17 protein-coding genes are annotated in these 15346 nt (G+C 62.7%); all 17 read right to left on the bottom strand.

Annotation, left to right across the window (positions count from 1 at the left end):
- Window positions 1-2 precede the first annotated feature (2 nt).
- Entirely contained in the window at window positions 3-272 is a 270-nt protein-coding gene (locus ACSZOQ_RS05970; protein ID WP_439925078.1) for an EscU/YscU/HrcU family type III secretion system export apparatus switch protein, read from the bottom strand.
- A complete protein-coding gene (gene fliK, locus ACSZOQ_RS05965) occupies window positions 269-1972 on the bottom strand; it encodes a flagellar hook-length control protein FliK (RefSeq protein WP_439925077.1) in 1704 nt (567 codons plus the stop codon). Before fliK ends, ACSZOQ_RS05970 begins: the two co-directional genes overlap by 4 nt.
- Before the next feature lie 49 nt (window positions 1973-2021).
- Window positions 2022-2807, bottom strand: coding sequence for an ATP12 family chaperone protein (locus ACSZOQ_RS05960; RefSeq protein ID WP_439925076.1), 786 nt, complete (start codon window positions 2805-2807; stop codon window positions 2022-2024).
- 50 nt (window positions 2808-2857) lie between these two features.
- On the bottom strand, window positions 2858-4132 hold the full coding sequence (locus tag ACSZOQ_RS05955; protein ID WP_439925075.1) for an RluA family pseudouridine synthase: 1275 nt from the start codon (window positions 4130-4132) through the stop codon (window positions 2858-2860).
- Between the two features lie 51 nt (window positions 4133-4183).
- A complete protein-coding gene (locus ACSZOQ_RS05950) occupies window positions 4184-4882 on the bottom strand; it encodes a tetratricopeptide repeat protein (RefSeq protein ID WP_439925074.1) in 699 nt (232 codons plus the stop codon).
- The gene (locus ACSZOQ_RS05945) at window positions 4879-6219 is read right to left on the bottom strand and encodes a replication-associated recombination protein A (protein ID WP_439925073.1); all 1341 of its coding nucleotides are present in this window, start codon (window positions 6217-6219) and stop codon (window positions 4879-4881) included. Before ACSZOQ_RS05945 ends, ACSZOQ_RS05950 begins: the two co-directional genes overlap by 4 nt.
- The gene (locus ACSZOQ_RS05940) at window positions 6216-7607 is read right to left on the bottom strand and encodes a DegQ family serine endoprotease (protein WP_439925072.1); all 1392 of its coding nucleotides are present in this window, start codon (window positions 7605-7607) and stop codon (window positions 6216-6218) included. Before ACSZOQ_RS05940 ends, ACSZOQ_RS05945 begins: the two co-directional genes overlap by 4 nt.
- Before the next feature lie 259 nt (window positions 7608-7866).
- Window positions 7867-8661 carry an SDR family NAD(P)-dependent oxidoreductase gene (locus ACSZOQ_RS05935; protein WP_439925071.1) on the bottom strand — a complete coding sequence of 265 codons (795 nt, stop codon included), beginning with the start codon at window positions 8659-8661 and terminating at the stop codon, window positions 7867-7869.
- 246 nt (window positions 8662-8907) lie between these two features.
- Window positions 8908-9324, bottom strand: coding sequence for a 50S ribosomal protein L17 (gene rplQ / locus ACSZOQ_RS05930; protein ID WP_439925070.1), 417 nt, complete (start codon window positions 9322-9324; stop codon window positions 8908-8910).
- A 108-nt stretch (window positions 9325-9432) separates the two neighbouring features.
- Window positions 9433-10464, bottom strand: coding sequence for a DNA-directed RNA polymerase subunit alpha (locus tag ACSZOQ_RS05925; protein ID WP_439925069.1), 1032 nt, complete (start codon window positions 10462-10464; stop codon window positions 9433-9435).
- 94 nt (window positions 10465-10558) lie between these two features.
- A complete protein-coding gene (gene rpsK / locus ACSZOQ_RS05920; protein ID WP_335578515.1) occupies window positions 10559-10951 on the bottom strand; it encodes a 30S ribosomal protein S11 in 393 nt (130 codons plus the stop codon).
- 127 nt (window positions 10952-11078) lie between these two features.
- A complete protein-coding gene (gene rpsM / locus ACSZOQ_RS05915) occupies window positions 11079-11447 on the bottom strand; it encodes a 30S ribosomal protein S13 (RefSeq protein ID WP_439925068.1) in 369 nt (122 codons plus the stop codon).
- Window positions 11448-11777: 330 nt separating this feature from the next.
- Window positions 11778-12398, bottom strand: coding sequence for an adenylate kinase (locus tag ACSZOQ_RS05910; protein WP_439925067.1), 621 nt, complete (start codon window positions 12396-12398; stop codon window positions 11778-11780).
- A gap of 22 nt (window positions 12399-12420) precedes the next feature.
- On the bottom strand, window positions 12421-13752 hold the full coding sequence (gene secY, locus ACSZOQ_RS05905; RefSeq protein WP_439925066.1) for a preprotein translocase subunit SecY: 1332 nt from the start codon (window positions 13750-13752) through the stop codon (window positions 12421-12423).
- A gap of 149 nt (window positions 13753-13901) precedes the next feature.
- Window positions 13902-14387: a 50S ribosomal protein L15 gene (gene rplO, locus ACSZOQ_RS05900; protein WP_439925065.1), complete on the bottom strand. Its 486-nt coding sequence runs from the start codon at window positions 14385-14387 to the stop codon at window positions 13902-13904.
- 117 nt (window positions 14388-14504) lie between these two features.
- Complete coding sequence (gene rpmD / locus ACSZOQ_RS05895) at window positions 14505-14699, bottom strand: 50S ribosomal protein L30 (protein ID WP_439925064.1); 195 nt, start codon at window positions 14697-14699, stop codon at window positions 14505-14507.
- 70 nt (window positions 14700-14769) lie between these two features.
- Complete coding sequence (gene rpsE, locus ACSZOQ_RS05890; protein ID WP_439925063.1) at window positions 14770-15345, bottom strand: 30S ribosomal protein S5; 576 nt, start codon at window positions 15343-15345, stop codon at window positions 14770-14772.
- Window position 15346: the final 1 nt, after the last annotated feature.

The following is a 15346-nucleotide window of genomic DNA, read 5'->3' as shown; positions in this document are numbered from 1 at the left end:
CCTTACGGGGCTCGCCCCGACAGCCGCAGCACGAACACCAGCACCTCGGCTACGGCCTTGTAGAGTTCGGCCGGGATTTCGTCGCCGATTTCGACACGTGACAGCGCGCCGGCCAGCACCTCGTTTTCCTCGATCGGTATGTCGTTCTCTTTGGCGACCTCGATGATCTTCGCACCGAGCGATCCCCTGCCCTTGGCGACCACGCGCGGCGCGCCGCTGCCCTTGTCATAGTGAAGGGCGACCGCGACTTGATCCTTGGTCTCCATGCTCATAAGGCGCGATCCAGAAAATGGCCGGCCGGCGCGGGCTTCGGCGGCGGCGGCGCGCCCTCGCGGATGACGATATCGCCCGGCTGCAATTCGGCGTGGCTCAATGCCTGACTCAACTGCGAGGCACCGGCGCGCAACCGGCTCACTGTTGCAGGACGCTCGGCCCAGAGCCGAACCGACGTGTTATCGCCGGTCAACGACACCAGCGCATGAACCGGCCCGGCAGGTTCGACGTCGAGCGAAAATCGCGCGCGCCAGACCCGCCTCGCTGTCTCGACATCGTGGCCGGCGGCATCGCGCGAAATCTCGAACTGCGCCATGGCCGTCCCCATCGGCGTCGCAAACGGAATCTCGAAATTCCAGCGCGGCGCGTTCTGGTCGAGCCTGGGTCCTGCCGTGTCGACGCGATCCGGGAGCGAGGCAACCTGTAACAGCGTCAGACGCGAGATCGCAGCGTCGGTATCGTCAAGCAGATGCCGTGCAATTTCGCTCGCCGGTGCAGCCGATGACAGCGCCGGAAACGCTACGGGTTGCGTACTCGGCAACGCGCCGGAAAAGGGCGGCGACGGCGTGCTGGTGCGTACGATAAAGACGTTGTTCTCAGTAGGTCCGTTCGCCGGCGCGGTCCTGAGCGGCGACGATCCGGCCGTGGTATCGCCGTCGAGTCCGAGACCCGCACCGAGGCCGGCTCTGCTGCCTCCGTTCTGAAGCACCTCTTGCAGAAGATTCAAGGCAGCACCGGTGGCGGCGGCGCGAACGCCTGCATCGGATACGCGGGAAAACAATGTCTGGTTCGCAGCCGTCGAGGTGTCGGCTTCATCGGTGACCGGCAGCCGCGCCTGCGGCAGGTAGACTTCCTGCGGCTCGAAGTCTGGTGACAGCGGAGGCGCGCCTGCCATCGGCGCGGGTTGTGCAGCCGGTTGCTGCGCTTGTTGCGAACCCGGCGCAGCACTCGCAGGCGCACCCTGCGTGACCGGCGCGCCGGCGGAGATCGAAAGCGCCTCGCGAAGCACAAGCAGCGCGGCCTTGAGATCGGGAATTTGCGTGGGCGCTGATGGCGCAATCTTCAATCCTGCCGCCAGTGAAGCCTCGAGAAAAAGCCCGGAATTCCTGAACGCGGTCTTAATGTCGCCCCCGGTCAGGTTCGGGCCGAGATCGGGACGCAAAGCCAGCAACCGGTCCACGACCTGTTGCGCTTGTGGCGGCAGCTTGCCCGATCCGGCGGCCACCAGCAGATTGGCGTAGAGCGGCGACAGGCTGCCCTGGCGCGTCGCGGCGACCTGCGCTGCGGCCGATACGGAAAGGGCTTCCAGCGCCGTCAGCGCGGGTATTGAGGGCGAGGCCGGCGTATCCATTTTGGCCGTCATGCTGGCCGCGACATCAGGCGTCAGCGTTACGGAATCTTGTGGCTCCGCCGTCGCGGTCGCGGCGGTCGCCAGATTGGGCGACCCGCCCTGCCCGACCACCGCGAGCCTCAATCCTTGCGCGGTCTGCGACACCGAAAGCTGCAGGCTCTGGCCGACCTCGAGCGGAATTTCCGAGAGCACCTCGATCGTCAGATTGGCGATCGCGATGCGAACGAGATCATTGGCAAGGATCTTCTGGACCTGCGCGTCGACCACCGTACCCGGTTGAAGCGCGGCTTCGGGTGCGGCGCCTTGCGCCGCGATGACCGGAAAGATCGGATTGATCGAGATCGCCATGAAAGCCTCGTTTGACCCGCGAGGCTAACTTCGGTGTCTAAACCTCTCGTTAACCGAATGGTTTAGTCTGCGCTGCCAGGACGGCCGCAGCAGCCCTAAAATCGGCCAAGCGAGCCACCCGCCGGACGGCGGTCTCCTCGTCGACGCCCCATTGCTCGCTATTCCAATCCTCATTGACATGAGCGGCGGCCCAGACCTCGTCCGTATCAAGCCGCCCGCGCATCAGGGCGAGCGCGAGCAACGCCGAGCCGGTCAATGTCGTGACGACATGCAAGGCTCCAACCGCCCAGGGGTCGGACGGCAGCGCCGCGCGGGCCGCGGCGATCGCCTGATCCGGCTGGCGGACATGCACGATGCCCTCAGTCAGTATGAAATGCGCTCCCAGCGTTTCGGCCGCCCAGAACAGCACCGGATCCCAATGCGCGGCTTCGCGCGCGACCAGCGCATCGGGATGGCCGGCGCGATAGAACAGAAGGTCCGTTTCAAAATATTTGGCGATATCCTCGACCACGGCATCGACGCGCCCGACCACGCCATCGATGACGCTGTTGGCGAGTCGCGTCGTCGGCATGGTCATGGGATTGATGGCGTCCTGCTGTGCCTCCCATTCAGATGCGATAGTTGCGGCAATCTCGCGGGCCGGCGCCGCCAGCAGGTTGCGCGATGGCGTGCGCACCGGCTTGTCGTCGAGCAGGATGGCGAACCCTTCCGGCGTCTCCCTCACGCTCGCGGAGGTATAGAAACGCTTGCGCTGCCCAGTTCGCGTGGACTGGCGTACCGCTTCTTCCGGATCCAGCGGCGACGGGCCGAGACTTTCTTCGAACAATTCACGCATGGCATATTCTCACATCGCCCTGATGTCGGTCCCGCCGCAACGGCAAGGACCTACTCCTCCGGCGCGTTCTCGATCGGGTCGAACCGATCCGCCTCAAGACCGAGCAAATTCCAGGATTGCAACATGTGCGGCGGCAACGGCGCCGTGACATCGATAACGCCGCCGCGCGGATGCGGGATCACGATGCGGCGTGCCAGGAGATGAAGCCGCTTCTGAAGACCTCCCGGCAATTGCCAGTTTTCCTTGTTGAAATACTTGGGATCGCCGACGATGGCATGATCGATATGCGCCATGTGCGCGCGGAGTTGATGAGTACGGCCGGTGACGGGTTTCAGCGACACCCAGGCGAGCTTCTGCGCCGAGGTTTCCACCACCGCGTAGTAAGTCACCGCATGGCTCGCGCCCTCGTCGCCATGCGCGGCGATCCGCATGATTGAATCCTCCTCGCTTTCTTCCTTGGCGAGATAGGTCGAGATGCGGCCCTGCTTTGGCTTCGGCACGCCCGCAACCAGCGCCCAGTAAATCTTGCGCGCCGAACGATGCCGGAACGACCCCGTCAGCGCCGTCGCCGCAAAACGCGTCTTGGCCACCAGCAGGCAACCAGCCGTCTCGCGATCGAGCCGATGCACGAGGCGCGGGCGCTGACCTTTCGCGTCGCACATCACCTCAAGCATGCCGTCGATGTGCCGCGACAGGCCGGAGCCGCCCTGCACCGCAAGCCCGGCCGGCTTGTTCAGCACCATGACGTCGGCGTCTTCGAACAGCACCATCTTCTGCAATTCGTCGCGGGTCTTTGCCTCGGCCTCGGACAGATGAGCCGTGGCCTTCGGTGTGTCGAGTTTGAGCGGAGGGATGCGGACCTTATCGCCTTCGCCCAGGCGATCCTTGCTGTCGGCACGCTTGCCGTTTACGCGCAGCTCGCCTTTGCGGACGATGCGTTGAATGTGGGAAAACGACAGGCCGGGAAAGCGCGCTTCAAGAAAGCGATCGACGCGCATGTTGGCTTCGTCGGCTGTCACGGCGACAGTCTGCACTTTCGTCGGCAGCGGCGCTTCCTTTCCCTCCCCCTGCCTATCGGTAGGGAGGGTCGGCGTCGCAGATGCCGGGGTGGGGGAAGGATTCGAGGTCGAACGCCTCCCGACCCCTCCCCGCAGCTTCGCTTCGCTTCGCGGAGGGAGGGGAGCAGGCTTGCGCTCGCTACGCACTCGCTCGACATGTTTGCCGGCGCGCTTGTCATCGCGCACGGACTTCTTCGCGAGAGGTCGTTTGACGCGGCGGCTCATATGCTCCTCTAACTTGTCAAATAAACCGTGTGGGTAGCGCATGAGCCGGGCAGCGTCACGGTGTATTCACGCCGCGCGGCCGGCACTCGACCGTTACGGGCAGGCCGCTTGTCTCTTTAGCATAACGAGGTCGGATACAACCTTACCCGAGAGCTTGAGCTTCATGGCCTCGCTCGCGGCCGCACATGCGCCTGCAGCGTCCCCGGTCTGCAACCGCGCAAGTCCGAGACTGGCCCACGCATCCGCGAATTCCGGTGCATCACGCACGCCCTCCTCCAAAACCGTTTTCGCCTCATCTGGCCGCTTGGACTTCAATAGAAGGCGCCCGTAATCGGCCTTCAGCGTTCGCCGCGGGTCCGGCTGGCGAAGCGCAATCTTGAAAAGCTCCTCGGCGTATTCGAGATCCCCGAAGCGCGCCGCGGCGATCACGGCGAAACCTTGATAGATCGGGCTTCGTTCCGGGACGAGCAGCCACGCTTGATTGAATCGCTTGGCCGCCTCCGGAAAATCGCCGCGATCCAAATTCGCCCAGCCGCGCTCGATGGCTGCATGAAAAACCGCGTCGCGCGGGCCGAGCTTATCCGCGCTTGCGAGAAAAGCGGCATCGGCTTGACTCTGCTCGGGAGTCTTTTGGGCGAACCCGAAGAACGGCTGCTCGTCAATCGGCGCCGCGAATGTCTTCTTCGTCACCGTGACGCCGGGGGCGGTCTCGACCATCTCCGCGTGCGAGGGCACCACCCACGCGAGAGCGCCGATGGCTATGATGCAGGCACGGATAAACTTCATGGTCATTTGCTGCCGCTCTCCTTCTCTCGTCGCAGCTTGGCCCAATAGTCCAGCCGCTTCCTGATCTCGCGCTCGAAGCCGCGGTCGGGCGGATCGTAGAACGTCCGCCGTCCGAGCGCCTCCGGAAAATAGTCCTGCCCGGAAAAGCCGTCCGGCGTATCATGATCGTACTCGTAGCCGCCGCCATAGCCCTCTTCCTGCATCAGCCTGGTCGGCGAATTCAGGATATGCTTCGGCGGCAGCAGCGATCCGTTCTCCTTTGCGACCCGCTTCGCCGCACCGAACGCCTTGTAGGCGGCGTTCGATTTCGGCGCGGTCGCGACATAGATCACGGCCTGCGCGATGGCCAGCTCGCCCTCCGGCGAGCCGAGAAAATCATAGGCGTCCTTCGCTGCGTTGGCGACGACCAGCGCTTGCGGATCGGCAAGGCCGATATCCTCCACCGCCATCCGCACCACACGGCGCGCCAGAAACAGCGGATCCTCTCCGGCCTCGAGCATCCGCGCCAGATAATACAACGCCGCATCCGGATCGGAGCCACGCACCGCTTTGTGCAGGGCAGAGATCAGGTTGTAATGGCCGTCGGCGGATTTGTCGTAGATCGGCGCGCGGCGCTGCAGCACGCCCTGCAACTGCTCGGCATTGAAGACTTCGCCGTCACGAGCTGATCGCCAGACTTCCTCGACCAGCGTCAACGCCGCGCGGCCGTCGCCATCGGCCATGCGCACCAGCGCGGAGCGCGCCTCGGAATTGAGCGGCAGCGGCTTGCCCTCGACCTGTTCGGCGCGTGCGAACAGTTTTTCGATCGCCGCAGCATCGAGCGAATGGAACACCAGCACGCGTGCCCGCGACAACAGCGCCGCGTTCAGTTCGAAGGACGGGTTCTCAGTGGTGGCGCCGACGAGGACTACGGTGCCGTCCTCCATGACAGGCAGAAACGAATCCTGCTGCGCGCGATTGAAGCGATGCACCTCGTCGACGAACAGCAGCGTTCCCATCCCCGATTCGCGGCGCGCGCGGGCGGCGTCGAACGCCTTCTTCAGGTCGGCGACGCCGGAGAACACCGCCGACAATTGCTCGAAGTGCAGCGCGGTCGCGTCCGCCAGCAGCCGCGCCACCGTGGTCTTGCCGGTCCCCGGCGGCCCCCAGAAGACGAGCGAGCCGAGCGTGCGGGTCTCCAGCATCCGGGTCAGCGCGCCGTCCGGTCCAAGAATGTGATCCTGCCCGACTACATCCGACAGCGCCTGCGGTCGCAGCCTGTCCGGCAGCGGATGCAGCGCATCGCGTTCCAGACCGGCTGCAGCGAACAGGCTTTTGGACTCGCGCTGGCGCTTCGGGCTCATCCGCCGAGCATGACTTGAATCTGTTGGCCACCGCGCATCAGCGTGATCCGCCAGACTCGCCTGGCTTCGCTAACGGCCCGTTCGAGATCGGCTGTCTTGACGATCTTCTTGTTGTTGACCGCCAGGATGATGTCGCCTTTCCTGAAGCCGACATTCGAGGCCATTCCGTCGCCGGCCAGTGCGGTGACCACAACGCCTTCGGCGCCGGAATCGAGATGAAGCTCGTCGGCGAGCGCTGGCGAAATATTCGCAACCGTCGCGCCCTGGAATGGCGACTGCGCGGTGATCGCGATCTCATCGCGGCCTGTGTCCGGCGCTGTCTCCAGCGGAACAGCGAGCTTCATCAGCTTGCCGTTGCGTTGAACTTCCACTTGCGACGTGCCGCCGAGCGGGCGCGTCGCGAAGCGATAGTCGAACGCATTGGGATCCTCGACGGGCTGGCCATCGATCGACACGATCAGGTCGGACAGCTTGAGGCCCGCCCGCGCCGCCGGACTTCCCGGCGCAACGCTGGCGACCAGCGCGCCGGCGGGCGCCTTGAGACCGATGGTCTCGGCAATTTCCGGCGTCACCGTCTGCAGCCGCGCGCCGAGCCAGGGCCGCTTCACGGCCGTGCCGCCGCTCTTGGCCGACGCCACGACGACCCGCACCATGTTGGCCGGAATCGCAAAGCCGATGCCCTGCGATCCTCCGGAGCGCGAGAAGATCGCTGTGTTGATCCCTGCAAGATGGCCGGTCATATCGACCAGCGCGCCGCCGGAGTTGCCCGGATTGATCGCCGCATCGGTCTGGATGAAGAACTGATAGTCGGTGATACCGACCTGTGTGCGCGCCAACGCCGAAACGATGCCGTGCGTCACCGTCTGTCCGACGCCGAAGGGGTTTCCGATCGCGATGACGACGTCTCCGACCAGCAACTCATCCGAATTCGCAAAATCGAGCGTCGGAAACTTCTCATGCGCATCCTTCAGCCGCAGAACCGCAAGATCGGTCCGCGTGTCCTTGAGCACGATCTCGGCTTCGAACTCGCGCTTGTCCGACAAGGCGACCTTGACCTGATCGGCGCCCTCGATCACATGATTATTGGTCACAACAAGGCCGGACGGATCGACCATCACCCCCGAGCCGAGCGAACGCTGCATCTGTTCCGGCTGCTGGCCCGGAACGCCGAAGAAGCGGCGAAAGATCGGGTCGTCGAGAAGCGGATTACGGTTCTGGATCACCTTGGCGGCATAGACGTTGACCACGGCCGGCGCCACCCGCTGCACGATCGGCGCATAGGACAACCGAAGTTCGGCCTGAGAGGCCGGCACGCGGCGGTCCTGGGCGTGGACGGGCGTCAACATCATCAAGGCGAGGAATAGCAGGGTGAACAGGCGAAACGGCATGAAGCGATTCCCAGGGCGAAGACCGCAGATATAGGCGCCTCAGCCGTTCAAGAGAAGCAAAAGGCGGCATTTTCGTGCTCGTTCCGTCGGATTTTCCGCCCCTGCACCGCAATTCTCCGCGATATACAGGCCCGCTCCCTTGGCACGCGTCCTTGCTGAGATCGACAGTCCAGATTGACGATTGTGCGGATGCGCCTGGACGGTCTGATGTCGATGAAAGGCAACAAGGCGTGCGAGTGACGCAGTCATCGCAACAAAACTATATGATGCTTTGTACCAGCCCACCCTCGGCCCGCAATGCTGCGCCGTTGGTGACCGAAGCCTCGCGTGAAGCGACATAGACGACCATGTTGGCAATCTCGTCGACGCTGGCGAAACGCTGAATCAGCGATGTCGGCCGGTGCTGCTTGATGAAGTTTGCGGCGGCAGTCTCGACCGATTCACCGTTCTGTTTGGCAAGATCTTTCACGAAAGTTTCGACACCCTCCGACATGGTCGGCCCTGGCAGCACGGCATTCACCGTTACGGCAGTCCCACGTGTCAGTTCGGCAAGGCCACGCGACACCGAAAGCTGCGCCGTTTTCGTCATGCCGTAGTGGATCATTTCCTTCGGAATCATGATCGCGGATTCGGAGGCGATGAAGACGATGCGTCCCCAATTGCGCTGGAGCATCCCAGGCAAATACGCACGCGCCAGCCGTATGCCAGACATCACGTTCACATTGAAGAAGCGTTGCCAGTCCTCATCGGGAATGTCGAAAAATTCTTTCGGCTCGAATATGCCGGCGTTGTTGATGAGGATATCGACATCACGCACCGCTTTGACCAATGCCGCGCAGCCATCAACCGTCGAGACGTCGGCCGCGACAGCCTCGATGGCCGCCCCGCTCACTACCGTCTTGAGCGCGGCCACTGCCGCATCCACCTTGGCCTGCGTGCGCCCGTTGACAATGATTTTCGCACCCGCTGCCGCGAGCCCTTTGGCGATCGCATGACCGATGCCCGAGGTTGAACCGGTGACGAGAGCTGTGGTGCCGGACAGATCAATGTTCACGGAGCAATTCCTGATGAGAGGCGGTCGCGTGGGCGCCGCAGGACACGGTGTAATTCACGATGTGGCGATCGACATCCGCGCTCGCCAGCGCTCAGTGGAGGATTGCGCCTCAACACGCCGTGAACCGTAATGCCGCGAGGCCACGCGTCGCGACAGCCATCGCATTACGACGACACAAACTGAAGACACACAAACAAAAAGCGGCGCTCAAAGCGCCGCTTTTGATGTCCCGGATACCGCAGGATTTCAGGCCTCCTCGGTGGCCTTCTCCTGCACCGGGCCGGAGTCCTGGCCCTTGGCATCGAAGTCGCGGTCGACGAATTCAATCACCGCCATCGGCGCGTTGTCGCCATAACGGAAGCCGGCCTTGATGATGCGGGTGTAGCCGCCGTGACGGTCCTTGTAGCGAGGCGCCAGCACGCCGAACAGCTTCTTCACCTGATCGACATCGCGCATCTCGCTGATCGCCTGACGGCGCTTGTCGAGACCGCCCTTCTTGCCGAGCGTCACGAGCTTTTCGACGATCGGGCGCAGTTCCTTCGCCTTCGGCAGCGTGGTGACGATCTGCTCGTGCTTGATGAGCGCCGCCGCCATGTTGGCAAACATCGCCTTGCGATGCTCCGCGGTGCGGTTGAGCTTCCGGTGAACCTTGCCGTGACGCATATCTCTTTCCTCAATCCCTGTCGCGACCGCGGGTCGGACATTCAATGCAGGTGGGCATCCTGCGTTCGCCCTGCTCTTGTCCCTCTCCGGTGGGGAGAGGTAAAAAGCTCAGTAATGATCCTCGAAGCGCTTGGCCAGTTCGTCGATATTCTCCGGCGGCCAGCCGGGCACTTCCATGCCGAGATGCAGACCCATCTGGGCCAGCACTTCCTTGATCTCGTTCAACGACTTGCGACCGAAGTTCGGCGTGCGCAGCATCTCCGCTTCCGACTTCTGCACCAGATCGCCGATGTAGACGATGTTGTCGTTCTTCAGGCAGTTTGCCGAACGCACCGACAGTTCCAATTCGTCCACCTTCTTGAGGAAGGCCGGGTTGAACGCCAGATCCGGAATGATCTCGGTGGTAACTTCCTTGCGCGGTTCCTCGAAGTTGACGAAGACGTTGAGCTGATCCTGCAGAATGCGCGCGGCGAAGGCCACGGCATCCTCCGGCGTCACGCCGCCATTGGTCTCGATCGTCATCGTTAGCTTGTCGTAGTCGAGAATCTGGCCCTCGCGGGTGTTCTCGACCTTGTAGGACACCTTGCGCACGGGCGAATACAGGCTGTCGACCGGGATTAGGCCGATCGGCGCGTCCTCGGGCCGGTTACGCTCGGCGGCAACATAGCCCTTGCCGTTGGCAACGGTGAATTCCATGCGGATTTCGGCGCCGTCGTCGAGGGTGCAAATTGGAAGGTCGGGGTTGAGCACCACGATGTCGCCGACGGTCTGGATGTCGCCCGCAGTGACGGAGCCGGGACCCTGCTTCTTCACGACCATACGCTTCGGGCCTTCGCCCTGCATCTTGATCGAGATGTCCTTGATGTTCAGCACGATGTCGGTGACGTCCTCGCGAACGCCCGCGATCGAGGAGAACTCGTGCAGCACGCCGTCGATATGCACCGACTGCACTGCAGCGCCTTGCAGCGACGACAGCAGGATGCGGCGCAGCGCGTTACCGAGCGTCTGCCCGAAACCGCGCTCGAGCGGCTCGGCGATCAGGGTCGCGAAGCGCGAGGGATCGCTGCCGGGAACGACCTGCAGCTTGTTCGGCCGAATAAGTTCTTGCCAATTTTTCTGGATCGTCACTGTGTCACCCATGCCATCAATATCTCTGGCGTTGGAGTGCGCGGATCAACCCGCGCGATAAAGGTTTCGAACCTGCGCGGACAACAAACCGCCCGCGGTCGAAATATCAAACGCGCCGGCGCTTGCGTGGACGGCAACCGTTATGCGGGATCGTGGTCACGTCACGGATCGAGGTGACGGTGAAACCAGCGGCCTGCAGCGCGCGCAGCGCCGATTCGCGGCCTGAACCCGGCCCCGCTACCTCGACCTCGAGGGTACGCATGCCGTGTTCCTGCGCCTTCTTGGAAACGTCTTCCGCCGCGACCTGCGCCGCATACGGCGTCGATTTGCGCGATCCCTTGAAACCCATCGTTCCGGCCGACGACCATGCGATCGTATTGCCCTGCGCGTCGGTGATGGTGATGGTCGTGTTGTTGAACGACGAATTCACATGCGCGATGCCGGACGCGATGTTCTTGCGTTCGCGACGGCGGACGCGTGTCGCAGCTTCCTTACCCATTATCAGCCTTTCCTGTGATCTCAACGCCGCCGTAATGCCAGCGGCTCCACCAGATAAGCGAGCAGCGAACGGTCAAGCAGGATAGAAAACGACTATCCGCAGTTGACCGCTCCCTTTATCGCTTTCGTTACTTCTTCTTGCCGGCGATCGACTTTGCCGGCCCTTTGCGGGTGCGCGCGTTGGTGTGCGTACGCTGGCCACGCACCGGCAATCCGCGGCGATGACGCAGGCCGCGATAGCAGCCGAGATCCATCAGCCGCTTGATGTTGATGCCAACCTCGCGGCGAAGATCGCCTTCGACGAGGTAGTCGCGATCAATGACTTCGCGAATCTGAAGCACTTCCTGATCGGTCAGTTGCGCGACCCGGCGATCAGCCGGAATCTTGACCTTCTCGACGATCTCAGCGGCATTCTTCTGACCGATGCCATGAATGTACTGAAGCGCAATGACGACGCGCTTGTTGGTTGGGATATTCACGCCGGCAATACGGGCCACAGACTTCTCTCCTGTCGCCGACCCTCAGTGGGCCGGTCTTTTGTCTTCGATATTTCAGGCGGGTATCCACAAACACAAACACGACGCCCGACCCTCTGAAATCTTGGGGTCCGGGCATCGTCCTAAACGATCCGACTGGATGCCCGTTTATTAGGGATTTAGTATCGCTTCGTCAACCGCTTCGCGTCTTTTGCTCGCCTTTTCGTGACTTTTTTGACCGCTTTTTCGGCCTGCTTCACTTGCCGGTTCCCCGCCCGCCGCGGGAGACATTGCTCGGGCGATCATTTGTCGGCTCATACACGCGTTTTCAGGCCGCCTTTCCGGCAGGCCTTACCACCTGCGGACGCCGAATTTGGACATCGGAACCCCCGACCGCCTCAGGACACGGCGGATATCCCGCGTGACGTCCTCGATGGCCATCATGCCGTCAACGGTCAACAGCTTGCGGCGCTCCGAATAATAGCGAATGAGCGGCTCGGTCAGCGCACGATAGCTGGCCAACCGCTTCGAGAGTACCTCGGGCGTATCATCGGCCCGAACCTGCTCGCCCCGCGCCGTCATTTCCGCGACGCGATTTTCGACGCGCTGCAGCAGCGCATTCTCATCGACGCGGAGCTCGACCACCGCATCAAGCGCGATATTTTTGGATTGGAGCAGGTGATCCAGCGCCTCGGCCTGCGGCACGGTGCGCGGAAAGCCGTCCAGGATGAAACCGTTGGCTGCGTCCGGCTGGTCCAGCCGGTCGGAAATGATACCGATGACGACGTCGTCGGGGACCAGCCCCCCGCTCGCCATGATGTCCTTGGCCTTGAGGCCGACCGGCGTGCCGGCAGCAACGGCCGCACGCAGCATGTCGCCGGTGGAGAGCTGGACGAGTCCGTAGTGATGGAGCAGACGTTGCGCCTGCGTTCCTTTTCCCGCCCCCGGCGGTCCGAGAAGAATCAATCTCATGAAGATTTGCCCCCTCGCCGGGTCAGCGACGGCGGCCCCTCAGCTTGGACTTTTTGATCAGGCCTTCATATTGATGGGCTAGCAGATACCCCTGCACCTGCGACACCGTATCCATCGTCACGCTGACGACGATCAGCAGCGACGTGCCGCCGAAGTAGAACGGCACGGCCGCGTAGGAAATCAGAATCTCAGGAATCAGACAGACAACCGCGAGATAGACCGCCCCGGGCACGGTGATGCGCGAGAGCACATAGTCGATATATTCGGCCGTGCGCTCGCCCGGTCTGATGCCGGGAATGAAACCGCCGTGCTTTTTCAGGTTGTCGGCAGTCTCGGTCGGATTGAACACAATCGCGGTGTAGAAAAACGTGAAGAACACGATCAGCGCGAGGTAGAGGACCAGAAACAGCGGCCGGCCGTGGCCGAGTTGCGTGGTCACCCATTGGAACCATTCCGGTCCCTTGCCTGCGTTGAAATTCGCAACCGTCGTCGGCAGCAGCAGCAGCGACGACGCGAAGATCGGCGGAATCACGCCCGAGGTATTGAGCTTCAGTGGCAGATGGGAGGACTGCCCCTCGAACATCTTGTTGCCGACCTGACGCTTCGGATACTGGATCAGCAGCCTGCGCTGGGCGCGCTCCATGAACACGATGAAGGCGATCACGCCGACGACCATGATGAGAACGATCAGGATAATCCCGGTCGACAGCGCACCCTGACGGCCGAGTTCCAGCATGTTGGCCAGCGCAGATGGCAACTCGGCGACGATGCCCGCCATGATGATGAGCGAAATGCCGTTGCCGATGCCGCGCGAGGTGATCTGCTCGCCAAGCCACATCAGGAACATGGTGCCGCCGGTCAGCGTAATCGCGGTGGAGACCAGGAAGAACATGCCAGGATTGCTCACGACATTGCCGGCGCCCTGAAGGCCGACGGCGATGCCATAGGACTGGAAGAACGCCAGCACCACGGTGAGATAGCGGGTGTATTGGTTGATCAGCTTGCGGCCGGCTTCACCCTCCTTCTTGAGGGCCTCGAGCTTCGGCGACACGGTCGTCAACAGTTGCAGGATGATCGATGCCGAAATGTACGGCATGATGTTCAAGGCGAAGATCGCCATGCGGTCGATACCACCGCCGGAGAACATGTTGAACATCCCGAGGATGCCGCCGGCCTGGGAGTTGAAAACCTTCTGCCAAACCGTGGGGTCGATGCCCGGCAGCGGAATGTAGGTGCCGAGCCGGTAAACGAGCAACGCACCCAGCGTGAACCAGATGCGCTTCTTCAGTTCGTCGGCTTTTGCGAACGCCGAGAAGTTAAGGTTTGCCGCCAGTTGTTCCGCTGCTGAGACCATATTCAGCTTTCTCCCGCGCCAACCTCGCCGTCATGCTCCGCCATGGTGGGGCACTCGACAGACATCGGACTTCTTGTGGTGCTCGGCTTTCGATAAATTACCATCCGCAAGTCAACTGTCGTGCGCCAAAGCGGGCGATGACACAGATGTTACGCTGCCTCACCTTCGTCCTTCTTCGGCGCAAGGATTTTCACCGAGCCACCAGCCTTCTCGACCGCCGCGATCGCGGCCTTCGAAGCGCCATGAACCTCGATAGTCAGCTTTGCCTTGATCTCGCCGCGACCGAGCAGGCGGATCCCGTCCCTGGCGCGCCGCACCGCGCCGGACTTCACCAGCGACTCGGCGTTGATGGTGGCCTTTGCATCGATCGAACCGGCGTCGATCGCGGCTTGAAGACGGTCGAGGTTGATCTCGGCGAACTCCAGCCGGAAAATATTGTTGAAGCCGCGCTTCGGCAGACGCCGATGTAGCGGCATCTGGCCGCCCTCAAAGCCCTTGATGCGCACGCCCGAGCGCGCGGTCTGGCCCTTGCCGCCACGGCCGCCGGTCTTGCCCTTGCCGGAGCCGATACCCCGGCCGATCCGCATACGCTTCTTCCGCGAGCCTGCGTTGTCGGCGATATCGCTGAGTTTCATTGTCGCGTCCTCGTCCTGTTCGCCGTTCCGCTCATTCCAGCTACCCACGTCTCTTGCCGAATGCGGCGCTTGGAAGACGTGAAGTCCCGGCACCAGGCCGGGCGTGACGGCAAATTGTTACTTCTCGTCGATCACCCTGACGATGTGCTGAACCTTTGCGATCATGCCGCGAACCGCAGGGGTGTCCTGCAACTCGGAGACCCGACCGATCTTGTTGAGCTTGAGCCCGACCAGCGTCTCACGCTGCGAATGTTCGCGGCGGATCGCGCTGCCGGTCTGCTCGACCTTGATTGTCTTTGCGGCCTTCGCCATCGTCCTCACTCCAAAGTGCTGTCCAGCGGGGTTGATCGGACCGGCGGTCGCCGCTCCGATTCAGCCTCATTTATTCGGCAACCGCTTCGACGTCGCCGCCGACACGGCGCGCTTGCAGCGTGGAAACCTTGATGTTGCGACGGGCAGCAACCGAGCGCGGCGAATCCACATGCTTCAGCGCGTCGAAGGTTGCGCGAACCATGTTGTAGGGATTGGATGAGCCGACCGACTTCGCAACTACGTCCTGAATGCCAAGCGTCTCGAACACGGCGCGCATCGGACCGCCGGCGATGATCCCGGTACCGGCCGGAGCAGCGCGCAGGTAAACGCGGCCAGCGCCGTGACGCCCTGCGATGTCGTGATGCAGCGTCCGGCCCTCACGCAGCGCCACGCGCGTCAGATTGCGCTTGGCCGACTCTGTCGCCTTGCGGATTGCCTCCGGAACTTCGCGCGCCTTGCCGTGACCGAAGCCGACCCGGCCCTTCTGGTCGCCGATCACGACCAGCGCCGCGAAACCGAAGCGCTTGCCGCCCTTGACGACCTTCGCCACACGATTGATGTGGACGAGCTTGTCGACGAACTCGCTGTCGCGCTCTTCGCGATCTCTGCCCCGTTCGCGTCCGCCGCGTTCGCGTTCACCTGCCATG

Origin of the sequence: Nitrobacter sp. JJSN, assembly GCF_051912485.1 — a bacterium.
In the GTDB taxonomy this organism is placed as follows: Bacteria; Pseudomonadota; Alphaproteobacteria; order Rhizobiales; family Xanthobacteraceae; genus Nitrobacter.
The sequence above is the reverse complement of the archived record's forward strand: the minus strand, read 5'-3'. Positions and strand labels throughout refer to the sequence as shown.